At 64.6% G+C, this 22288-nt stretch carries 23 protein-coding genes; 18 read left to right on the top strand and 5 right to left on the bottom strand.

Annotated elements, in window-relative coordinates:
• Positions 1-98: 98 nt before the first annotated feature.
• The 6 genes from EHH60_RS31865 to EHH60_RS31840 all read left to right on the top strand — a co-directional run bounded on the left by EHH60_RS31865 (position 99) and on the right by EHH60_RS31840 (position 7606).
• Positions 99-905, top strand: a complete 807-nt coding sequence (locus EHH60_RS31865) for an enoyl-CoA hydratase/isomerase family protein (RefSeq protein WP_124163299.1) — start codon at positions 99-101, stop codon at positions 903-905.
• Positions 906-948: 43 nt separating this feature from the next.
• Positions 949-2820: an AMP-binding protein gene (locus EHH60_RS31860; protein ID WP_124163298.1), complete on the top strand. Its 1872-nt coding sequence runs from the start codon at positions 949-951 to the stop codon at positions 2818-2820.
• Positions 2821-2978: 158 nt separating this feature from the next.
• Entirely contained in the window at positions 2979-4106 is a 1128-nt protein-coding gene (locus EHH60_RS31855) for an acyl-CoA dehydrogenase family protein (protein WP_124163297.1), read from the top strand.
• A 118-nt stretch (positions 4107-4224) separates the two neighbouring features.
• The gene (locus tag EHH60_RS31850; RefSeq protein WP_124163296.1) at positions 4225-5469 is read left to right on the top strand and encodes an acyl-CoA dehydrogenase; all 1245 of its coding nucleotides are present in this window, start codon (positions 4225-4227) and stop codon (positions 5467-5469) included.
• Between the two features lie 119 nt (positions 5470-5588).
• Positions 5589-6833, top strand: coding sequence for an acyl-CoA dehydrogenase (locus tag EHH60_RS31845; protein ID WP_124163295.1), 1245 nt, complete (start codon positions 5589-5591; stop codon positions 6831-6833).
• A 74-nt stretch (positions 6834-6907) separates the two neighbouring features.
• Positions 6908-7606, top strand: a complete 699-nt coding sequence (locus EHH60_RS31840; RefSeq protein WP_124163294.1) for a nitroreductase — start codon at positions 6908-6910, stop codon at positions 7604-7606.
• A gap of 79 nt (positions 7607-7685) precedes the next feature.
• Here EHH60_RS31840 and EHH60_RS31835 read toward each other — a convergent pair whose 3' ends face one another.
• Positions 7686-8234, bottom strand: a complete 549-nt coding sequence (locus EHH60_RS31835; RefSeq protein ID WP_018316216.1) for a sigma-70 family RNA polymerase sigma factor — start codon at positions 8232-8234, stop codon at positions 7686-7688.
• Positions 8234-8464, bottom strand: a complete 231-nt coding sequence (locus EHH60_RS31830; protein ID WP_199752298.1) for a NepR family anti-sigma factor — start codon at positions 8462-8464, stop codon at positions 8234-8236. The genes EHH60_RS31835 and EHH60_RS31830 overlap by 1 nt, the downstream gene beginning before the upstream one ends.
• 219 nt (positions 8465-8683) lie before the next feature.
• Here EHH60_RS31830 and EHH60_RS31825 point away from each other — a divergent pair, with 219 nt between their 5' ends.
• The 11 genes from EHH60_RS31825 to EHH60_RS31775 all read left to right on the top strand — a co-directional run bounded on the left by EHH60_RS31825 (position 8684) and on the right by EHH60_RS31775 (position 18464).
• Positions 8684-9490 carry a response regulator gene (locus EHH60_RS31825; RefSeq protein WP_124163292.1) on the top strand — a complete coding sequence of 269 codons (807 nt, stop codon included), beginning with the start codon at positions 8684-8686 and terminating at the stop codon, positions 9488-9490.
• A 160-nt stretch (positions 9491-9650) separates the two neighbouring features.
• Positions 9651-10250 (top strand): nuclear transport factor 2 family protein, encoded by a 600-nt coding sequence (locus tag EHH60_RS31820; protein ID WP_124163291.1) that lies wholly within the window; start codon positions 9651-9653, stop codon positions 10248-10250.
• Between the two features lie 249 nt (positions 10251-10499).
• Entirely contained in the window at positions 10500-10922 is a 423-nt protein-coding gene (locus EHH60_RS31815; RefSeq protein WP_124163290.1) for a hypothetical protein, read from the top strand.
• Positions 10923-11034: 112 nt separating this feature from the next.
• Positions 11035-12912, top strand: a complete 1878-nt coding sequence (gene htpG / locus EHH60_RS31810) for a molecular chaperone HtpG (protein ID WP_124163289.1) — start codon at positions 11035-11037, stop codon at positions 12910-12912.
• Positions 12913-13041: 129 nt separating this feature from the next.
• Positions 13042-13326, top strand: a complete 285-nt coding sequence (locus tag EHH60_RS31805) for a DUF3551 domain-containing protein (RefSeq protein WP_124163288.1) — start codon at positions 13042-13044, stop codon at positions 13324-13326.
• Between the two features lie 9 nt (positions 13327-13335).
• Positions 13336-13623 (top strand): DUF3551 domain-containing protein, encoded by a 288-nt coding sequence (locus EHH60_RS31800; protein ID WP_124163287.1) that lies wholly within the window; start codon positions 13336-13338, stop codon positions 13621-13623.
• A gap of 226 nt (positions 13624-13849) precedes the next feature.
• Positions 13850-15655, top strand: a complete 1806-nt coding sequence (locus tag EHH60_RS31795; RefSeq protein ID WP_124163286.1) for a long-chain-acyl-CoA synthetase — start codon at positions 13850-13852, stop codon at positions 15653-15655.
• A gap of 143 nt (positions 15656-15798) precedes the next feature.
• Positions 15799-16044, top strand: coding sequence for an acyl carrier protein (locus EHH60_RS31790; protein ID WP_124163285.1), 246 nt, complete (start codon positions 15799-15801; stop codon positions 16042-16044).
• Positions 16031-17413, top strand: a complete 1383-nt coding sequence (locus EHH60_RS31785; RefSeq protein WP_199752296.1) for a class I adenylate-forming enzyme family protein — start codon at positions 16031-16033, stop codon at positions 17411-17413. The genes EHH60_RS31790 and EHH60_RS31785 overlap by 14 nt, the downstream gene beginning before the upstream one ends.
• Positions 17406-18128, top strand: coding sequence for an SDR family NAD(P)-dependent oxidoreductase (locus EHH60_RS31780; RefSeq protein ID WP_124163283.1), 723 nt, complete (start codon positions 17406-17408; stop codon positions 18126-18128). The genes EHH60_RS31785 and EHH60_RS31780 overlap by 8 nt, the downstream gene beginning before the upstream one ends.
• 126 nt (positions 18129-18254) lie before the next feature.
• The gene (locus EHH60_RS31775; RefSeq protein ID WP_124163282.1) at positions 18255-18464 is read left to right on the top strand and encodes a hypothetical protein; all 210 of its coding nucleotides are present in this window, start codon (positions 18255-18257) and stop codon (positions 18462-18464) included.
• 105 nt (positions 18465-18569) lie between these two features.
• On the opposite strand, the gene EHH60_RS31770 is transcribed toward EHH60_RS31775, so the two are convergent.
• Entirely contained in the window at positions 18570-18968 is a 399-nt protein-coding gene (locus EHH60_RS31770; protein WP_124163281.1) for a hypothetical protein, read from the bottom strand.
• 210 nt (positions 18969-19178) lie between these two features.
• On the opposite strand from EHH60_RS31770, the gene EHH60_RS31765 reads away from it, so the two are divergent.
• On the top strand, positions 19179-20324 hold the full coding sequence (locus EHH60_RS31765; RefSeq protein WP_124163280.1) for a DUF3095 domain-containing protein: 1146 nt from the start codon (positions 19179-19181) through the stop codon (positions 20322-20324).
• 23 nt (positions 20325-20347) lie between these two features.
• On the opposite strand, the gene EHH60_RS31760 is transcribed toward EHH60_RS31765, so the two are convergent.
• The gene (locus EHH60_RS31760; RefSeq protein ID WP_124163279.1) at positions 20348-20779 is read right to left on the bottom strand and encodes a DUF2147 domain-containing protein; all 432 of its coding nucleotides are present in this window, start codon (positions 20777-20779) and stop codon (positions 20348-20350) included.
• Between the two features lie 105 nt (positions 20780-20884).
• Entirely contained in the window at positions 20885-22270 is a 1386-nt protein-coding gene (locus EHH60_RS31755; RefSeq protein ID WP_199752294.1) for an MATE family efflux transporter, read from the bottom strand.
• Positions 22271-22288 lie beyond the last annotated feature (18 nt).

Below are 22288 nucleotides of genomic sequence, written 5' to 3'. Positions count from 1 at the left end.
CGCTGCGCGCGATCGACCCTCCCCCTCCAGGGGAGGGATCGATCCTCCTCCTCCAGGGGAGGGTGGCAGTCCGGCCCATGACTGAAGTGCGAGGCCCCATGTCCCAACCGCTGCTGATCGAGCACGATGACGGCGTCGACCGGGTGACGCTCAATCGTCCTGACAGTCTCAATGCGCTCGATCCTGCGCTGATCGACGCGCTCAACGACTACTTTCAGGGTCTTCAGCGCAATCGCGACACGCGTGTCGTCGTGCTGAAGGGCGCCGGCAAGAATTTCTGTGCCGGCCTCGACCTCAAGGCCGCGATGCAGCGCCGGGCCGGGCAGCAGGAGCCGCCTGGGGTCGCGGAGTCGCTGGACTCGCAGCGGCGCATCGCCGACATCGTGATGCTGATGCGGCGCTGTCCGCAGCCGATCCTGGCGCTGGTGCAGGGCGCGGCTGCGGGCGGCGGCTTTGCGCTGGCGCTAGCGTCCGACATCCGCATTGCGACGAGATCGGCGCGGATGAACTGCGCCTTCATCAAGCTTGGTCTCGGCGGCTGCGATATCGGCACCAGCTATTTCCTGCCGCGTCTCGTCGGCGTGTCGGTTGCATCCGAACTGATCCTCACCGGGCGCTTCATCGGCGCGGAGCGCGCGCTCGCGGTCGGCCTGGTCTCGGAAGTCGTGGACGAGGGCGAACTCGACGACGCGGCCGAGCCCTATGTCGAGGCGATGATGACCGCCTCGCCCGTTGGGCTGCGCCTGTCCAAGGAATGTCTCAACATGAGCGTCGATGCCGGATCGCTGGAAGCTGCGATCGCGATGGAAGATCGCAACCAGGTCCTGTGCAGCCGCTCGGAAGAGTTTTCGGAAGGCATCAGGGCCTTCCTTGAGAAGCGAAAGCCTGTCTATATCAAGCGCTGAACGACGAAGATCCGCAAAGGACAGTAATTCCGGGAGACGCAAAATGAGTGGAAGCGCGGCGGCGGTGATGACGAGGCCCGCCTTTCGCAAGGTCGCGTGGCTCGCGCGCGACATCGATGTCGAGCGTCGCGATGGCGGCACGGTGGTGCTGAAGTCGCGCATTCCGCTGCAAGCTTACGAGATGCACATCCCGGCTTCGCTGGCGAAATGGGCGGAGGAAGCGCCAGAGCGCATCTGGCTCGCGCAGCGCGGCGGGCCCAACCGCGAATGGCGCAAGGTGTCTTATGGCGAAGCCAAGCGCATCGTGGATGCGCTGACGCAAGGCTTGCTCAATCTCAAGCTCGAGGGACGTCCGGTCGCGATCCTCTCCGGCAATTCGATCGAGCATGCGTTGATGACGCAGGCCGCGATGCAGGCTCGTTCACCCGCGGCGCCGGTGTCGCCGGCCTACTCGTTGATGAGCCACGATCACGTCAAGCTGAAATATCTGTTCGACCTCATTAAGCCGGCCGTGGTGATGGTGCAGGACGGGCCGACCTTCGAGAAGGCGCTGAACGCGCTCGATCTCACCGGCGTCACCGTGGTTCACGTCGCGCGCCCCTGCGACGGCATCGCAAGCGTCAGTTTCGCCGAGCTCGCGGCAACGCCTGTCACGGCCGATGTCGAGGCGTCGATCGCACAGATCACGCCGCAGACCGTAGGCAAGCTGCTGTTCACGTCAGGCTCCACCGGTATGCCCAAGGCCGTCATCAACACGCAGCAGATGATGTGCGCCAACGCGGCGATGATGATGCAGGTTCGTCCGCGTGATCCCAACGGGCCGATCTCGACCATGCTGGACTGGATGCCCTGGAATCACACGATGGGCGGCAATGCGGCGTTTCATCCGATCCTGGTCGATGGCGGCACGCTCTACATCGACGAGGGAAGGCCGATGCCGGGCCAGTTCGAGGAGACGCTGCGGAACCTGCGCGAGATCTCGCCGACCTATTACGCCAACGTGCCGGCCGGCTACGCGGCGTTGGCGGCGGCGATGGAGAAGGACGACGCGCTCTGCCGCTCCTTCTTCAAGAACCTGTCGATCATGGCCTATGGCGGCGCGCGGCTGCCGGACGATCTGTACGACCGCATGCAGGCGCTCGCCGTGAAGACCACGGGCGAACGCATCGTGTTCTACACCGGCTGGGGTTCGACCGAGACCGCGCCGACCTCGACCGGCACCTATTGGGATACCGAGCGCGTCGGCCTGATCGGTCTGCCGTTTCCCGGCGTCGAATTGAAGATGGTGCCGTGCGGCTCGAAATACGAACTGCGCCTGCGCGGCGTCAACGTCACGCCCGGGTATTTCGGCCAGTCGGATCTCACGAAGAAGATGTTCGACGAGGAAGGATTCTACTGCATCGGCGATGCCGGCATCTTCGTCGACGATTCCGATCCGGTGCAAGGCATCATCTTCGCCGGCCGCGTGGTGGAAGACTTCAAGCTCACCACCGGCACTTTCGTCCATGTCGGCTCGCTCCGTACCGACGCGATCGCCGCAGCAACGCCTGTGGTGCACGACGCGTTGGTCGCGGGACAGGATCGTGCCTACATCGGCCTCTTGGCCTGGCCGAACCTGCACGCCTGCCGCCAGCTCGTCGGCAATCCCGATTTGAGCTTTGCCGATGCGGTGAAGCATCCCGAGGTGATTGCCTGCTTCAGGCGCGGCCTGGAAGCCCACAACCGGGAATGCGAGGGCGCCAGCAGCCGTATCATCGCGCGCGCGATGCTGATGGTCGAGCCGCCCTCGATCGACGGCAACGAGCTCACCGACAAGGGCTACATCAACCAGCGCGCCGGCCTGGAACGCCGCGCCGCGCTGGTGGAGCGGCTTTATGACGACAAGCCGGATGAAGATGTGATCGTGCTGCGATGAGCGCTCCACTCTCTCACCACCGTCATTCCGGGATGGCCCAAAGGGTCAGGCCCGGAATCCATAACCCCAGCCGGTGGCTATCGATTCCGGGCTCGCGCTACGCGCGCCCCGGAATGACGGCCCAATGAATCGAATGAATAAACAAAGGTAAGCCCGCCATGAACTTCGACTTCTCCGACGACCAGAAGCAGCTCCGCGACCAGGCGCGCAAATTCCTTGCTGAGAAGTGTCCGCCCAAGGCGGTGCGCGTCGTGCTCGATGGCAAGGCGCCTTACGACAAGGAGCTGTGGAAAGGCCTCGCCGAGATGGGCTTCCTCGGCGTCGCGATTCCCGAGGAGTTCGGCGGCGCCGGTGCCGGCCATCTCGAGCTCTGCGTGATCGCGGAGGAAATGGGCCGGGCCAACGCGCCGGTACCGTTCTCCTCGACCGTGTACCTTGCTGCCGAAGCGCTGCTGATTGCGGGCAATGATGCGCAGAAGAAGAAATGGCTGCCGGCGATTGCTTCCGGAGAGGCCATCGGCACGCTCGCGCTGTTCGAGGGCAAGGGCAACCCTTCGCCGAAGCACGTCAAGCTGACGGCTGCGAACGGTGTGCTCAATGGTGTCAAGAAACCGGTTGCCGATGGGGCAATCGCCGACTTCGCGGTGGTCGCCGCGCGCACGGGATCGAGCGGGCGCGACAATGACATCTCGCTGTTCCTGGTCGATCTCAAAGCCGGCGGCGCCCAGGTCAAAAGCCTCACCAATCTCGATCCGACCCGCGGGCAGGCCGAGATCATCTTCAAGGACGCCAAAGCTGAGCCGCTCGGCGCACCCGGCGAAGGCTGGAGCATCCTCACCCAGGTGCTCGACCGCGCAGCAGTGCTGTGCGCGTTCGAGCAGGTCGGTGGTGCCGATCGCGCCCTGGAGATGGGCCGCGACTACGCGCTCGACCGCATCGCTTTCGGCCGCCAGATCGGCTCGTTCCAGGCCGTCAAGCACATGCTTGCCGACATGTATGTCTCGGCGACGCTGGCGCGATCCAACAGCTATTACGGCGCCTGGGCGCTCTCGACCAATGCGGCCGAGCTGCCGGAAGCCGCGGCTGCGGCGCGCATCAGCGCGACGCAGGCATTCCAGCACTGCGCCAAGAACAACATCCAGGTTCACGGCGGCATGGGCTTCACCTGGGAGTTCGACTGCCACATGTACTATCGCCGCGCCAACGCGATGGCGCTCGGGCTCGGCAGCCTCACTTATTGGGAAGACCAGTTGATCGATCGGATGCGGAAGAAGAACGCAGCGTAACGAGAGATGCGTAGGGTGGGTTAGCCGAAGGCGTAACCCACCACTGACCGGCAGTGCTCGACAGAATTGGTGGATTACGCCTCCGGCTAATCCACCCTACGGACAACAGAGAAGCAAGATGAACTTCGACGACACCCCGCAGGAAGCCCAATTCCGCGCCACCGCGCGCGCGTGGATCGCTGCCAACGCGCCCAAGCAGTATGAAGAGGAACTGCGCAAATCCTCACTCGGCCGCACCGTGCTCAAGAACGCCAACATTCTCGAAGTGGCGAAGGCGTGGCAGAAGAAGAAGGCCGACGCCGGCTGGGCCTGCCTGCACTGGCCGAAGGAATATGGCGGGCGTGGCGCCTCGCCGATCGAGCGCGTGATCTGGCAGCAGGAGGAGGGGCCGTTCGGTCAGCTCTCCCGCATGTTCATCATCGGCCACGGCATGTGCGGGCCGACCATGATGGCGTTCGCGCGCGAGGAGCATAAGCGCACCTATCTGCCGCCGCTCGCCTCCGGCGAGAAGGTCTGGTGCCAGCTGTTCTCCGAGCCCGCCGGCGGCTCGGACGTTGCGGGCCTGCGCACACGCGCGGAGAAGGACGGCGACGACTGGATCATCAACGGCCAGAAGATCTGGACCTCGGGTGCACATTATTCCGACTACGGCATTTTGCTCACCCGCACCGATCCGACCGTGCCCAAGCACAAGGGCCTCACCATGTTCTTCCTGGACATGAAGAGCCCGGGCGTCGAGGTCAGGCCGATCAAGCAGGCGAGCGGCGCCTCCGACTTCAACGAGGTCTATTTCACCAACGTCCGCATTCCCGACCATCAGCGCCTCGGCGAGGTCGGCGACGGCTGGAACGTCTCACTGACCACGCTGATGAACGAGCGCAGCGCCATCGGCGCGGCCGTCTCGACCGGTTTCCCCGAATTGTTCGAGTACTGCTCCAGCCTGATGCTCGACGACGGCCCGGCGATCGAGGATCGCGCGGTGCGATCCAAGCTGGCGAACTGGGCGGTGAAGGCAAGCGGGCTGAAATACACCAGCATGCGCGCAATCTCGGCGCTGTCGAGGGGCGAACGCCCGGGGCCGGAGAACTCCATTGGCAAGCTGGTGGCCGGCTCCATGATCCAGGACGTCGCGACCTATGCACTCGATCTGCAGGGCGCATCCGGCGTCGTCAGCGGCGAGGATGGCGAGCTGGCCGGCCGTTTCCAGGCCATGCTGCTGCGTGCGCCGGGTACGCGCGTCGAGGGCGGCACCGACGAGATCATGCGCAACATCATCGCCGAGCGGGTGCTGGGCCTGCCCGGCGACATCCGCGTCGACAAGGACGTGCCGTTCAACAAGATCCCGACGAAGGGAAGAGGCTGAATTCGTAGGGTGGGCAAAGGCGGGGTACGCGCCGTGCCCACGTGTTCTATCGAAGGAAGGTGGTGGGCACGCTTCGCTTTGCCCACCCTACGCGCCGCGCAAGGATTGAGAGGTCCGCCATGAATTTCGACGACACCCCGCAGGAAGCCGTGTTCCGTGAGACCGCGCGCAAATGGATCGAGGCCAATGCGCCGAAGGAGCTGCATGGCGAGCTGTCAAAGTCCTCGCTCGGCCGCATCCGCCTTGCCAATCACGACATCGTCGATGTCGGCAAGGCCTGGCAGAAGAAGAAGTTCGAGGGCAATTGGGCCTGCCTGCACTGGCCGAAGGAGTATGGCGGCCGTGGCGCGACGCCGATCGAGAAGGTGATCTGGCAGCAGGAGGAGGGCGTCTACGGCAAGCTGACGCAGCCGTTCCAGATCGGCGAAGGCATGTGCGGCCCGACCGTGATGGCGTTCGGCAGCGAGGAGGCCAAGCGCCGTTACTTGCCGAAGCTCGCATCGGGCGAGGAGATCTGGTGTCAGCTGTTCTCCGAGCCGTCTGCCGGCTCGGACGTCGCGGGCCTGCGCACCCGCGCGGAGAAGAAGGGCGACAATTGGGTCGTCAACGGCCAGAAGATCTGGACCTCGGGTGCGCACTATTCCGACTACGGTCTCCTGATCGCGCGAACCGATCCGAACGTGCCCAAGCACAAGGGTCTCACGATGTTCTTCCTGGACATGAAGAGCCCCGGCGTCGAGGTGCGACCGATCAAGCAGGCCAATGGCATGCAGGAGTTCAACGAGGTCTATTTCACCGACGTCGTGATCCCCGACAGCCAGCGACTCGGCGCGGTCGGCGAGGGCTGGAGCGTGTCGCTGACCACGCTGATGAACGAGCGCATGTCGATCGGCGCGCGGCTTGCGACCGGCGTGCCTGAGATGTTCGAGTTCTGCTCCAACCTGATGCTGGAGGACGGCCTCGCGATCGATGATCCCGCCGTGCGCTCGAAGCTGGCGAGCTGGGCGGCGAAGTCGAATGGACTGAAATACACCAGCTACCGCACGATCTCGGCGCTATCGAAGGGCGAGCGGCCGGGCCCGGAAAATTCCATCGGCAAGCTCGTCTCGGGCATGATGCTCCAGGACATCGCGACCTACGCCATGGACCTCCAGGGCGCGGCCGGTGTTCTCACCGGCAACGACGAGGAGACGGTGCAGGGACAGTTCCAGCAGATGCTGCTGTCCTCGCCCTCGATGCGCATCGCCGGCGGCACCGACGAGATCCTGCGCAACATCATCGCCGAGCGCGTGCTGGGCTTGCCCGGCGACATTCGCGTGGACAAGGACGTGCCTTACAACAAGATCCCGACCAAGGGACGGTGATCTCGATGCGGAAACAACGGAGGTGGGTTACGTCTTCGGCTAATCCACCCAATGAGAGCAATGCGAGCTGATTCATGGACGCGACAGTCAAACAGAACGACCGCATCGGCGTGCTCGAAGAGCTCCTCAACGAGCGCTACTCGGTCCGCGCCTTCCTCCCGAAGGAGGTCGATCGCGCGACCATCGAGCATGTGCTGACCACCGCGCAGCGCACCGCGTCCTGGTGCAATAGCCAGCCCTGGCAGGTCATCATCGCCAGTGGCGAGGCCAAGGAGCGCTTTCGCAAGGCGATCTACGCGGAGGCCTCAAAGGGCCTTGGCGACGACTACGATTTCACGCCGCCGCGCGAATATGTCGGGGTCTATCTGGAGCGCCGCCGTGAGAGCGGCTTCCAGCTCTACAACACGCTCGGTATCGCGCGGGGAGACAAGGCGGCCTACGCCAGGCAGGCGCTGGAAAACTACAATTTCTTCGGCGCGCCGCATGTCGCGATCATCCACACCAACGAGCCGCTCGGCATTTATGGTGCGATCGATTGCGGCGCTTATGTCGGCAATTTCATGCTGGCCGCGCAGGCCCTCGGACTCGGCACCATTCCGCAGGCAGCGCTCGCACGGCATTCCGGCCTTATCCGCCGCCACTTCAATCTATCCGACGACCGCCGCGTCGTCTGCGGCATCTCGTTCGGCTATGCGGACCATGCGCATAAGGTCAACAGCTACCGCACATCGCGTGCGAGCGTGGCCGAAACCGTGACCTTCGTGGACGTGTGATCGGCCTCGGACGCGCAAGAAGACGGCCGTGGAAGCGGCCGTCTTCTTCTCGTCCCGATGATCCAATCGACGCCGGCTATCAGCCGCCGCTGCCGCCGATCACGGCCCGCACGGTCTCATCGGGCCCGAAATCCTCGGCGCCGTCGACATAGAGCAGCGCGGCGAGCTTCGAGCGGGCGCGGTTCACGCGGCTTTTGATGGTACCGACCGCGCAGCCGCAGATCGAGGCCGCGTCCTCGTAGGAGAAGCCGGACGCGCCGACCAGGATCAACGCTTCACGTTGATCCTGCGGAAGCTTGTCGAGCGCCGTGCGAAACTCCTCGAATTCGAGATGCGCATTCTGCGAAGGCTGGGTCTTCAGCGTCTTTGCGTAGTTGCCTTCGGCATCCTCGACCTCGCGCCGCCGCTTGCGATAGTCGGAACGGAACAGGTTGCGCAGAATCGTGAACAGCCAGGCCGGCAGGTTGGAGCCGGGCTGGAACGAGTCGATGTTGGCAAGCGCACGCAGCAGCGTCTCCTGCACCAGGTCGTCGGCACGGTCCGCATTGCCGCTGAGCGAGATGGCGAAGGCGCGCAGACTAGGGACTGCTGCCAAGATGTCGTTACGCAGGGAGTCCGTGAGAGGCATTAGTCCCTCCCATTGTTGTCGTTGGATCCGCCCTCATTTTCCACGTGGGGTGTCGCCCCCGGCGCATCAAGCTTCTTGATCAGTTCTGCGAACCGATCCGGAACCCCCTGTCGTACGACATCGTCGTACATGGCGCGCAACTGGTGCCCGATCCGTGATTGAATCTCCGGAGTGAGGCCTCCCTTGCCGGGGGTCGTGCTTCTGCTGGCTTGAGACTTGAGATCTTTCATGACCTGTTCCACGTTTCCCCGAGTTAAGTGACTGCAAATTCGAGAGGTTTTCTCAACCGGGAGCCGTTCCCTGGATAGGCACAATTCCAGGTCAGCGAAAAAGTTCCCAGCTCAGCGGAACTTTTCTTGACCTGATGCGTAATCAGCCCAGCAGGGGAACCCGGGCCCCCCGCGTGACTCCTGGACCTCAAGGCTGGCCCGAAGACGAATGGAGTGGGGATGTCCCGTTCACAGCTTGTTGCTGAACACTTGCCGTTGTTGCGCCGGTATGCGCGCGCCCTGACCGGCAGCCAGGCCTCCGGTGACGCCTATGTCGCAGCCATGTTGGAAGCCATGCTGGGAGATCCGTCGGTGCTCGACGAGAGCCATGGGCCTCGGGCCGGCCTGTTCCGGCTGTTCACGCAGATTTGGAATTCGGTCTCGGTCAACGAAGATGCCGAGGTGACGACCCTGCCGATGCCGCCGGAGCGGCGGCTGTCGAACATCACGCCGCTGCCGCGGCAGGCTTTCCTGCTGCTTTCGCTCGAGGGCTTTTCGGAAGAGGAAGTCGCCTTCATTCTCGGCACCGACGTCGCGGAGACGCGGCGTCTTGCAGACGCGGCCGGACGCGAGATGGCGGCCGAGATTGCCACCGACGTGCTGATCATCGAGGACGAGACCTTCATCGCCATGGACCTCGAGAGCCTGGTGAAGAATCTCGGCCACAACGTCGTCGGCGTCGCGCGCACCCACGCCGATGCGGTGGCGCTGGCCAAGAACAAGCGGCCCGGCCTGATCCTCGCCGACATCCAGCTCGCCGACGGCTCCTCGGGCCTGGACGCCGTCAACGAGCTGCTGCGCACCTTCGAGGTGCCGGTGGTGTTCATCACCGCCTATCCGGAGCGCTTCCTCACCGGCGAGCGTCCCGAGCCGGCGTTCCTGATCTCAAAGCCGTTCCAGCCGGCGATGGTATCGGCGGTCGCGAGCCAGGCGCTGTTCTTCCAGCGCAATTCGCGCAATCGTGCGCCGAAGGCACCGGCGGCGTAACAGGGCGCTGGTCCTGCCAGTTGGGAAGTGATTTGCTCCGGCGTGCTGCAAGGCACGCCGGATTTTTCATGCTCTCTGGTACGCTTGACGGCCGTGGAATTCACCGCTCATACGTCATGCAGCGGCTCCGCTTGCGGCCGCGCCAATCGGAGATGTGTCCATGGACCAGCCGCTGCTCGACCGCCTCGCCATCCGCGACCTCGTCGAGAACTGGGCGGTGTGGCGCGACGCCGGCGACTGGGAGCGATTTGCCACGGTCTGGCATGACGAGGGCTGGATGTCCGCCACCTGGTTTCAGGGGCCGGCGCGGGATTTCATGCGGGTCAGCCAGGAGGGGTTTGCCAAAGGCGTGCGCATCTTCCATTTCCTCGGCGGCACCAGCATCGATCTCGCGGGCGAGCGAGCCATCGCCCAGACCAAGATGACGATCTCGCAGCGCGCCCTGGTGCACGACGTGCTCTGCGACGTCGTCTGCACCGGCCGCTTCTACGATTTCCTGGAGAAGCGGCAAGGCAAGTGGGGCATCGTCCGTCGCCAGCCGATCTACGAGAAGGACCGGATCGATCCGGTCGATCCCGCCGCGACGCTGCGCCTCGACCAGAAGGCGCTCGCCGCGCTCCCCAAAGGCTACCGCCACCTCGCCTACATGCAGGAGCTGATCGGCTACAGGGTCAAGCGCGACATGCCCGGCCTCACCGGCCCGGAAGTCGAGAAGCTCTATGGCGAAGGGCGGGAATGGCTCGCGGCGAAGGCGAAGTAGGCGCCAGAAAAAAGTAAGGCGCGACTGGCATCACCACAGTCGCGCCCTACGTCGCCGGCTTATGGGGCAGGGGGGAATAGCCGGCTGCTGAGACGACTCCCGACTGTCAGAGTCGTTCCACGGCTAGCGAAATATTTCGCCGACCTGCGGCATTTTTCGCACACGGTTAAGTGATCGTAACGGCCGAGAACCGCCGATCCTGCGGCGGCGTTGTTCCCGCGATCGCCATGGGGCGAGGGATCGACGGTCATGTCGCAGATTCAAAAGGTTTTTTTAGGCACCATTGCGATCGTCGCAACGCTCGGTGCTGTGCAATTGGCCTCCGGACATGACTTGGCTGATCGCTGGCAGGCGATCGCCGACACATCCAGCCACAGCTCGAACCTCGCCCCGAGCCAGAACGTCAATCGCGCCGCGAAGGCGGACCGGCTCGCCGAGATCAAGCCGGCGCCGGTTCCGACCCGCACGGTGTCGATGCGGCTGAACGACCTCCCCGATACGTCCGTGCTGCTGCGGGTGCCCGCGGTGATCGAGACCGGCAATGCCAAACAGCCAGTGCTGCTCCAGAACCAGCAGAAGGTTCGCAGCAAGCCGACGATCGCCTGTGAGCCGATGGTCAGCTCCCTGACCGAGGTCGCGAAGCTGCTCCAGCCCGGCCGTTGCGTGACCTGATCCGCGCCTTCCGTGACGGCGATCCTCCGGGCGGATACTTCACGTCCTCTTGATCCGCCGTGGCCTCGCGCTATATCCGGGTTCCTCCCTTTTGTTTTCACCGGGTAAGCGCATGACGACGTCAGATACGGCTGTGCATATGCAGCCTTTCCAGGCCGAAGTTTCCGAACTGCTGCATCTGATGGTGCACTCCGTCTATTCGGAAACCGACATCTTCCTCCGCGAACTCATCTCCAATGCCTCCGATGCCTGCGACAAGCTGCGCTATGAGGCCATCGAAAGTCCCGCCCTGCTGGGCGAGGGTGACGCGCTCAAGATCCGCATCATCCCCAACAAGACGGCCAAGACGCTTACGATCGCCGACAACGGCATCGGCATGGAGCGGCAGGAGCTGATCGACCATCTCGGCACCATCGCCCGCTCCGGCACCAAGGCGTTCGTGTCCAAGCTGAAGGAGGCCAAGGACGGTCTCGGCCTGATCGGCCAGTTCGGCGTCGGCTTCTATTCCGCCTTCATGGTCGCCGAGAAGATCGTCGTGATCAGCCGCCGCGCCGGCGAGAGCGATGTCTGGACCTGGAGCTCCCAAGGCGGCTCCGGCTTCGAGATCGCCCGGGCCAGCGACGAGGAAGCGGCGCGCGTGATGCGCGGCACCGAAATCGTCCTGCACCTGAAGGACGACGCCAAGAAATATCTCGAGACCTACGAGATCGAGCGCATCGTCACGGCCTATTCCGACAACATCCTGTTCCCGATCGAGCTCGTGGCCGAAGAGGGCGAGCCGCGCCAGATCAATTCGGCGAGCGCGCTTTGGCAGCGCTCCAAATCCGAGCTGACGGCAGACGACTACAAGAAGGCCTATCAGCAGATCGCCTCCGCCTTCGACGATCCCGCGATGACGCTGCATTACCGCGCGGAAGGGCGCTACTCCTACGCCGTGCTGCTGTTCGCGCCCTCGACCAAGCCGTTCGACCTGTTCGAGCCGAACCGCAAGGGACGCGTGAAGCTCTACGTCCGGCGCGTCTTCATCACTGACGACGCCGATCTGTTGCCGGGCTATCTGCGCTTCATCCGCGGCGTCGTCGACAGCGAGGATCTCCCGCTCAACATTTCGCGCGAGATGCTTCAGAACAATCCGCAGCTCGCGCAGATCCGCAAAGCCGTGGCGACCCGGGTCGTATCCGAGCTCGAAAGCCTTGCCGATAAGGATCCGGAGAATTTCATCAAGATCTGGGACGCCTTCGGCGCGGTGCTGAAGGAAGGCATCTACGAGGATTTCGAGCGGCGCGAAAAGCTGCTCGCGCTGTCGCGCTTCACCACCACGTCGGGCGAGAAGCGGTCGCTGAAGCAGGTCATCGCCGATTTCAAGCAGAACCAGACAGAAATCTATTATCTGGTCGGCGACAGCATCGAGCGGCTGAAGTCCAATCCGCGGCTGGAAGCCGCGACTGCGCGCGGCATCGAGGTGCTGCTGCTGTCCGATCCCGTCGATGCCTTCTGGACTTCGATGCCGTCGGAGTTCGAAGGCAAGCCGCTGAAATCGCTGAGCCAGGGTGATCTCAATCTCGACCTGATTCCGCGCGTCGACGAGGCGGACGAGGCGAAGAAGGACGAGCCCGCCGCGGATGAAGCGGCCACCATCGCCGTGATCAAGGCCGCGCTCGGCGAGCGCGTCAGCGACGTCAAGGCCTCGACGCGGCTCACCAGTTCAGCCTCCTGCCTCGTCGCCGACAGCCAGGGCCCCAGCCGCGAGCTCGAGCGCATCCTGTCGCAGCAGAACCGCGGCATGAAGACCAAGCCGATCCTCGAGATCAATTTGCGCCATCCGCTGGTCACCGCGGTCACCAGGGCGCAAGCCGGCTCGAAGGTCGTCGACGATCTCAGCCTGCTCCTGCTCGAACAGGCGCAGATCCTCGACGGCGAATTGCCGGAAGACCCGGCGGCGTTCGCGGCAAGGCTGAATCGGCTCGTGCTGCAGGGGCTGGGCGCCTAGCGCCGTAGCCCCACCGTGCTCACCTTGCCGTCATCTTTCTCCAGGAACAGTCGCGTCCGCCGTGATGTTATGGCATATGATGCCGCCAGCCCCCGATCCGCCGGCGGCTACTGACTTGAGGACGCGTCCATGCGCTTGCCGATCTTGACCCTCACCGCGATTGCCACGCTGTTCGTCGCGGCAGATGCCAGCGCCCAGACCTATGATCCGCGCTATCCGGTGTGCATGCACGTCTATACGCCCGGCGGCTTCGGCGGTGGCGGCGGCGGGGACTATTTCGACTGCTCCTTCACCTCGCTGCCGCAGTGCCGCGCCACCGCGTCGGGCCGCTCGGCGAGCTGCGATCTCAATCCCTATTACGCCTTCGACGAACCGCCGCCGCCGCCGCGCCGGCGCCACAAGAAACAGCACTAGCGGTCGGCGATGCGGTTCTCATTCGCCTCGCGTGGTTCGCTCGGCCTGGCCATGGCCGTCGGTGTCCTGCTCGCCGCCGCCCCGTCGTATGGGCAAACCTTCGATCCCCGCTATCCCGTGTGCATGCACGTCTATTCCGGTGCGAATGGCGGTGGCGGGGACTGGTACGACTGCTCCTTCACCTCGCTGCCGCAGTGCCGCGCCACCGCTTCGGGGCGCGCCGCGACCTGTGACCTCAATCCGTACTACCCGGTTAACGCGCCGCCGCAGCATCTGCGTCACAGGCGAGCCGGCTAGCGCCTAACGGGTCGCCGCTTCCGCTTCGCGCGTGTGCTGCAACTACTGCTGATTCCAATCATTCCGCCCACCTTGCGCCAGCCGACTCGCGCCAGCCCTCGGCTCGGTAAGGAATGACTAGCGTTAATCGCGCACTAACTGGCTTTTACCCTGCCCCTTAACACCTGGGCAGGCGGCGCGGGCTAAGCTTGGAGAACCAGCAGCCACGGCCCGAGAGAATAACGGCATGACCACCGGTGTCATCGAGCAAGCGAAAGCCGCGCGCGCGCCGTCGGCGTCAAAGATCTGGCTGAAGGCCATCGAGCTCACAGCACGGATCGAGACGCTGCCGGGCCGGCTGTTCGCCGACGTTGTCGACGATTGGGCGCGGCGCCAGCCTGGTCGCATCGCGCTGGTCATGGATGACGCAGCGCTCGACTATGAAGGCTTGTCGAAGCGCATCAACCGCTATGCACGCTGGGCGCGCTCGGTCGGCGTGGCCAAGGGCGATACCGTTGCGCTGATCATGCCGAACCGTGCCGACTATGTCGCCGCCTGGCTCGGCATCAGCCGGATCGGCGGTGTGGTCGCGCTGATCAACACCAAGCTCGTCGGCCAATCGCTCGCGCATTGCCTCGATGTCGCAAAGCCGGCGCACATCATCGTCGCGCACGATGTGATGGCGACGCTGGAGAGCGCGAAGCCCTATCTGAAGACAGAGGCAAAGGTCTGGACCCACGGCGATGCCCGCAGCCAGCGCGCGATCGACGTCGCTCTTGCCGTCCTCGACGACGGTCCGCTCTCGTCGGACGAACATGGCGGCGTCACGATCGACGACCGTGCCTTGCTGATCTACACGTCAGGCACCACCGGCCTGCCGAAGGCCGCCAGCATCAGCCACCGCCGCATCCTCAACTGGGGCTTCTGGTTCGCCGGCCTCGCCGGCGCGACGCCGCAGGACCGGCTCTACGACTGCCTGCCGCTATTCCACTCGGTCGGCGGCATCGTCGCGCCGTGCAGCATGCTGGCTGCCGGTGGCTCGGTGGTGATTGCTGAGAGGTTCTCGGCTTCGCACTTCTGGTCCGACATCGTCCGGCATGACTGCACGATATTTCAGTATATCGGCGAGCTCTGCCGTTACCTGCTGAAGGCGGCGCCGTCGGAATACGAGAACCGGCACCGCCTGCGGCTCGTCTGCGGCAACGGCCTGCGCGGCGACATCTGGGAAGATTTCCAGGCACGCTTTGCCATTCCACGCATTCTCGAATTCTACGCGGCGACCGAAGGCAATTTCTCACTGTTCAATGTCGAGGGGCAGCCGGGCGCGATCGGGCGCATTCCACCGCTGCTTGCGCATCGCTTTCCCGCCAGTCTCGTCAAGCTCGACCCCGACAGCGGCATGCCGCTGCGCAATGACGAGGGCTTTTGCATCGCCTGTGCCCGCGGCGAGGCCGGCGAAGCCATCGGCCGCATCGGCACCGCGGACGAGGGCGGCGGCCGCTTCGAGGGCTACACCGATGCCGGTGAGACCGAGAAGAAGGTCTTGCGCAACGTCTTTGCCAAGGGTGATGCCTGGTTCCGCACCGGTGATCTGATGCGGATCGACGACAAGGGGTTCTTCCATTTCGTTGACCGGATCGGCGACACCTTCCGCTGGAAGGGCGAGAACGTCGCGACCTCGGAGGTGAACGACGCCGTGCGCGATTTCGCCGGCGTGGTTGACGCCACCACCTACGGCGTCGCCATCCCCGGCGCTGATGGCCGCGCCGGCATGAGTGCGATCGTCGTGAACCAGGGCTTTGACATCGCCGCGCTGCCTGCGCATCTCGCGCAGCGGCTGCCGGCTTATGCCCGTCCCGTCTTCATCCGCATCTCGCGCGAGCTCGATGCGACCGAGACGTTCAAGCAGAAGAAGGGCGATCTCGCGCGCGAGGGATTTGATCCGGCTGCGATCTCCGATCCGCTGTTCATGCTCGATCCGAAATCCGGCACCTATGTCACGCTGGATGCCAGTACATTTGCCGCAATCGTCGACGGTGCGATCCGGCTGTAACGGCAACAAAATCCGTCAGATAGGTCCAATTTTATCTGCATTGTCCAAGAAGCCATTTACTTCTGTCGGGTAGACAGACGGCCATGGGGAGGCGGTCATCAAGAGCCGCCGCAACACGAACGATAACGAAAAGCGAGCCAGCCATGTCGGTAAGGTCAAAGGTCATTGAAGCGATCCAGCAGATCGCCAAGGAGCAGCACGTCGCGCTGCCCGCACTCTCGGACGATCTGTCCCTGCACGAGACGGGCTTCGACTCGCTCGCCTTTGCGATTCTTGTGGCGCGCCTCGAGGACGAGATCGGCGTCGACCCCTTCACCATTTCCGAGGACGCAGCGTTCCCCGCCACTGTGGGCGATTTCGTGCGGGCCTACGAAAATGTCCCCGCGTGAGATCTTTGCGCTTCGCGACCATCTCGGTGCGGAGCTGAAAGGCCGCACGATTTCCGATGCGCACGACGTCGTGTCGCTGACCGACGTCCTGTCGCACACGGTTCTGGGCGGCCGCCTGTGCGAGCTGGCGGGCCGCGCCGTGCTGCTCAAGCTGTCCGACCAGCTCCGGTCAGGCCTTGCCATGATCGAGCTCGACGGCATCGCCCGCCGCATGCTGCTGTGTCCGCCCGATCTCAACCCGGCGCATCTCGATTCGTTAATCGCTGATGCCGGCATCGATGCCGTCGTCACCGACGAGCCCGATCGCTGGGTCCGCACCGGCGTTCCGCTGGTCGTCACCGCGCATTTGCCGCTTCATGCCACCACGCCGGCCACGAGCGAGCGTGCGACCGAATGGTTGATGTTGACGTCGGGCACCTCGGGCGTGCCAAAGATCGCTGGTCATATGCTGAAGGCGCTGACCGGCGCGATCGTTGCCGAGGGTCCGACGCGCGGTCCGGCGCCGGTATGGGCGACGTTCTACGACATTCGCCGCTACGGCGGCCTGCAGATCTTCCTCCGCGCCATCCTGTCCGGCGGCTCGATGGTGCTGTCCGATCCGCATGAAGCGCTCGGCGACCATGTCGCTCGGTTGAATGCGCGCGGCGTCTCGCACATCTCGGGCACGCCCTCGCATTGGCGCAAGCTCCTGATGAGCGGCGCGGCCGCGCAGTTCGCCCCGGCCTATGTCCGCCTTTCCGGCGAGATCGCCGACCAGGCTGTGCTCGACGGCTTGAAGGCGGCGTTCCCCAATGCTTCTGTCGGTCACGCCTATGCCTCGACCGAGGCCGGCGTCGGCTTCGCCGTGAATGACGGGCTGGAAGGCTTTCCGGCCAATTATCTCGGCAGTCGCAACGGCGTCGAGATGAAGGTCGTCGACGGCTCGCTGCGGATCCGCTCGGCGCGCACCGCGCATGCCTATGTCGGCCGCAACGCGGCGGCGCTCACCGATGCCGACGGCTTTGTCGACAGCGGCGACATCGTCGAGCTGCGCGGCGACCGTTATTACTTCGTCGGCCGTCGCGGTGGCATCATCAATATCGGCGGGCTGAAGGTCCACCCCGAGGAAATCGAGGCGGTGATCAACCGCCATCCCGACGTGCGGATGTCGCGCGCGAAGTCGCGCCGCAGCCCGATCACCGGCGGCATCGTCGTCGCCGACGTGATCCTCACTGAGGGCACCGATCCGGCGCGCGCGAAAGAGATTCGCGACCAGATCCTGGATCAGTGTCGCGCCCGGCTCGCGTCCCACAAGGTGCCGGCGGTGATCCGCTTCGTCGAGGCGCTCGACGTCACCCCGGCCGGCAAACTGGCGCGCACCGATGCATAACGTTCTGGTCACCGGCGGCAGCCGCGGTATCGGCCTTGCCATTGCAACGCGCCTCGTCGGCGGTGGCTTCAACGTGATCGCGGCGGCGCGGCGCGAGACCGACGAGCTCAGGGCGGCGATCGCCAAGTCCGACGGGCGCCTGCATTTCCGCGCCTGCGATCTTGCGGTGATCGATGCAATACCGGCCTTCGCAAAGCTCGTGCGCGACGAATTCGGCCCGATCTACGGCCTCGTCAACAACGCCGGCCTCGGCACCGAAGGCTTGCTCGCCACCATGCACAATTCCGAGATCGCGGCACTGGTGCAGCTCAACGTGCTGTCGCCGATCATCCTCACCAAATATGTCGCGCGGCAGATGATGGCCGATGGCGCCGGTCGCATCATCAACATCTCCTCGATCATCGCGACCACGGGCTACAATGGCCTGTCGGTCTACGGCGCGACCAAGGCTGCCGCCACCGGCTTCACCCGCTCGCTCGCCCGGGAGGTCGGCAAGCTCGGCATCACCGTGAACGCGATCGCACCGGGTTTCATCGACACCGAGCTCACGCATAATCTCTCCGACGAGGGACGCAAGCGCATCGCCGGCCGCAGCGCGCTGCGTCGCCTGCCGCAGACGGACGACGTCGCACGCATGGTGGAATATCTGCTGGGGGAAGGCGGCCGCAATGTCACCGGAACGGTGTTCACCGTCGACGCGGGGAATACGGCATAAGCGGAACTCAGCCATCATGATCGCATTGATCCGGCACAATGACATTCAGCCGGATTTGGTCGTAAGATGCCCCGCAATCGGTTGGGTTACGTCAATCGATCTGCCCTAATCGACGGGGAGCAGTCCATGACCACGCCGAACATGACCGCTTCAAATCGGGGCTGCACGGAAGAATCCCGTGCGAAGTCGGACGATGTCCACTGCCCGCCGATGTCGCATCAGAATTCCGGCAGTCACGGGCATGAAATACACCCGCAGCAATTCGTGCGCCTTGTCGGCTGCCATGATGCGTCTCTCGATCCGCTGCGCAAGCGTCAGGACGTGAAGCTGCACTAGAGCATGATCCGGAACGGTGTGCAGCGGCTTTCCGACGAGATCATGTTCACACGGATGAACCAAAGCGCGATGACGATCCATCCAGGCTCATCACGCGTTAACTGTTCACGTCCGCTGCTTCGGTAAGTCCTTCGGCAGGTCAATCCGTTCGTGTGAGAATTCGGGCGGCCCTTCGGTGAGGCGGCGGATGCGGCGCTCGCGTTCGTCCGCCGGCAACGCCGGGTCGAGCAGCGTCTCGATCTCGTGGACGGCGATCTCCTCGATCCTGGTGGCCTCCGATTCGATCGGGTGCACCGGCGTGAGGACCGGCCGCGGGATATTCAGGCCCAGCTCGATCAACTTGCAGATCGCATCCGAGCGGGTCAGGTGATGAGCTTCAGCCCAGGCGTCGACGGCTGCCGTCAGCCTCTCGGGCATTTTCACCGCGCTGATCGGGTCGATACCCGTGCGCCGGCGGACCGGCGAGGTGGAGTCCTTGTTGCCGAAGTCGGGCACCTCGATCATCCCATGCAATCCCTTGGAGCTGAGCGACGATATCCGGTCTCCCTCGGCGGTCGTTTGATGCCGATCAATGATCCCGCCGCGGCGTTGCAACGCTGCCGTATCTTGTTGTCAGGGTCGGTTTCGGCCAATGATTGTATGGGGCGCCGGTCAGCGAACCCGGATCGATCCTCCCACGTATTTGTTTCGCACTCCAACCATCCGGCATCCCCGATGACCTCTGGCGAATCCTTCTATGGCGGCATTCCGGTGTTCCGAGGCTTCACCAGCCTGATGGACCCTGCGCTGTATTCGCCGCTCCCGGACGACTGGAGCATCGGTGTTGCCGACATCGTCGATTCGACCAAGGCGATCGCGGCGCAGCGCTACAAGGCGGTCAACATGGCTGGCGCCGCCGTGATCGCGGCGGTGACGAACGCGTTGGGAGGACGCGAATTCCCCTTCGTGTTCGGCGGCGACGGCGCAAGCTTCGCGGTTGCGCCAGACGATCTCGAACTTGCCCGCGAGGCGCTGGCTGCGACCGCGACCTGGGTGCGGGAAGATCTCGATCTGATCATGCGCATCGCGCTGGTGCCGGTCAGCATCATTCGCGCTCAAGGCCTTGACGTGCGCGTCGCCCGCTTCGGGCCGTCGGCAAACCTGTCCTATGCGATGTTCTCGGGCGGAGGACTCGCTTGGGCCGACGCCGCGATGAAGCGTGGCGAGTTTGCGGTCACGGCGGCGCCCGCCGGCGCACAACCGGACCTCTCGGGCCTGTCGTGCCGTTTCGAAGTGATGCCGGCTGCGCGCGGCCTGATCCTGTCGGTGCTGGTGATGCCGGTGCGCGGCGTCGATCCGCACGCCTTCCGAAAGGTGATCGAGGACATCATCCATCTCGTCGAGCGCAGCCCGGAAGGGGGCCGTCCGGTGCCACCGCAGGGGCCGCCGCTGAAATGGCCGCCGCAGGGGGTGGAATTCGAAGCCCGCACCAGGCGCGGCGGTTCGCTGCTCGCGCGCAGGGCCAGCGTGCTGGCCTATACGCTGTTCGCCTATCTGATCATGCGCTTCGACATCAAGATCGGCGGTTTCGTGCCCAGTCTCTACAAGCGCCAAGTCGTCGAGAACTCCGACTTCCGCAAGTATGACGACGGCCTGCGCATGATTCTCGACTGCACCCCGCAGCTCGAGCGACTGTTGAGCGATCGTCTCGCGGCAGCCGCGCGCGACGGCATCGTCCGGTACGGCCTCCATCCGCAGGATGCCGCGATGATGACCTGCTTCACGCCGTCGGCGCTGCGCAGCGACCACGTCCACTTCATCGACGGCGCCCGAGGCGGCTATGCCTCGGCGGCGACGGCGTTGAAAGCGATGATGGCGTGAGAAGATCGCGTCCGGGACACAGACTACCGTCCCGCGCGCGTCCAGGTCTCGCCGCCACAGAGCGCCCCGACGCAGCCTTCGACCCGCAGCGAGTCCGCGCCAGTCAGGCTGATGTTGCTCGCATAGGTGCTGCCGTCGTCGGCATTGTAGATCTGCCCCGACCATTTGTTCGGACCTGCGGACTGCATGTCGCTGAACAATGGCAGGCCGATCATCGGGCGTCTTGCGAGCGCGGGATTGGGATTCTTGCTGTCGGTGGCGGGCTGACCGGTCGAGGTGTCGTAGGGCTCGCGCAGCCAGACGATGTGGCCGCAGATGCCGCCGCATTTGCTGATCTTCACGCGCGCGTCGCCCGCCTGCGTGAGCCAAGTCCCATCGGCGCTCTGCGCACGAGCGCCAGATGTGCCAAGCAACGCGGCGAGGAGGACGCTGAGAGCTGCGAATCTGGACGTCATGGAAGGCCCCCAAAATGGAGCGCCTCCATAGCAGCCCGGTAGGATAGTGCAACGCCGGCTGGAATCACTTTCCTGCGTTCAACGGCTTGAACGATTTGCCTGCGCTCATTTGCCCCATCGCACGAAGGCGACCGAGGCCGCGGTCGACAGCCCGAACGCCACCATGGCGCCGCCGACCAGCGCGAACAAAGTCCAGGCCGGAGCTTGCGCAGCCATGAGTCCGACGCCGCCGATCGCCACGATCAGGAGCCGCGCCGTCGAGGCGAGCACGGGCCCGCCGACGCGTGCCGCGCCCTGTGACGAGAAGTATAACGACACACCCATGCCGAAGAACACGAAGGCCGGACCGGCCCAGTGGAAATAGCTGTGCGCAGCGGCGGTGACGCCGGGATCCCGCGTGAAGAGCCCGACCCACAGCGACGGAGCGAGCGCAACGGTGAGGCCGATCAGGCCGACTGTGAGTCCGGAGGCCGCAGCCGCTGCCCAGGCCACATGCCGCGCGCGCTTCACGTGTCCGGCGCCGATCGCCATGCCGACCATCGGCACCGAGGCGATGCCGAAGGCGAAGGTGATCGGAATCAGCAGAAATTCCAGCCGCGATCCGATGCCATAGCCTGCCAGCATCTCGGTGCCGAAGGTCGCGAGGATCTTTGTGAAGATCAGGATGGTAAGCACGGTCTGGAGCGGCGACAAACAGGCCACCGCGCCGACTTTGAGGATGTCCAGGAACATCGCGCGCTCGAAATGAAACGCTCGGATGTCGAGCGGCAGCCGGCTGCGCCCGGACAACAGATACCAGAGGAAGAAGATCGCGGCGCAGCTGAACGCGATCAGCTGCCCGCTCGCGACACCCGGCATGCCGAATCGCGGCACTCCGAACAGGCCGAGCCCGAGGGTGCCGCCGAGCACGATCTGCAGCGCGCTCGCGCCGATCAGAATCATCGAAGGCAGGCGCATGTCACCGGTGCCGCGGATCACCGAGGCCAGCGTGTTGACGAGCCAGATCGCGACCGCGCCGGAGAACAGCACCTGCGAATAGCCAACGGCTTCCTCGAGAACGCGCTCGCGGCCGCCGAGCAGCGCGAAGAGGGAGCGGCCGAAGGCGAGCATCATCACCGTGAAGAACAGCCCGCCGCAAAGGCCGATGATGGCGGCATGCAGCGCCAGCGTCGCGGCGCGGTCGCGATCCCCGGCACCGAGCGCGCGGCTGATCGCAGAGGAGACACCGCCGCCCATCGCGCCCGCGCTCATCATCTGCGTCAGCATCGCGAACGGAAACACCAGTGCGATCGCGGCGAGCGGAATGGTGCCGAGCCGGCCGATATAGGAGGTCTCGGCGATCGCAACCAGCGTGCTGCCGACCATCGCGATCATGTTGGGAATCGCGAGCCGCAGCAGCGTCGGCAGGATCGGCGAGGTCAGGAGGCTGGCGATGGGGGAGGCAACCGGCGCAACCGGCGGGACGGCGTCTGCAGGGGCGTCGATCGTCATGTTCACCGGGTGGAATAT

This window comes from Bradyrhizobium sp. RP6 (assembly GCF_003837805.1).
Classification (GTDB): Bacteria; Pseudomonadota; Alphaproteobacteria; order Rhizobiales; family Xanthobacteraceae; genus Bradyrhizobium.
The sequence above is the reverse complement of the archived record's forward strand: the minus strand, read 5'-3'. Positions and strand labels throughout refer to the sequence as shown.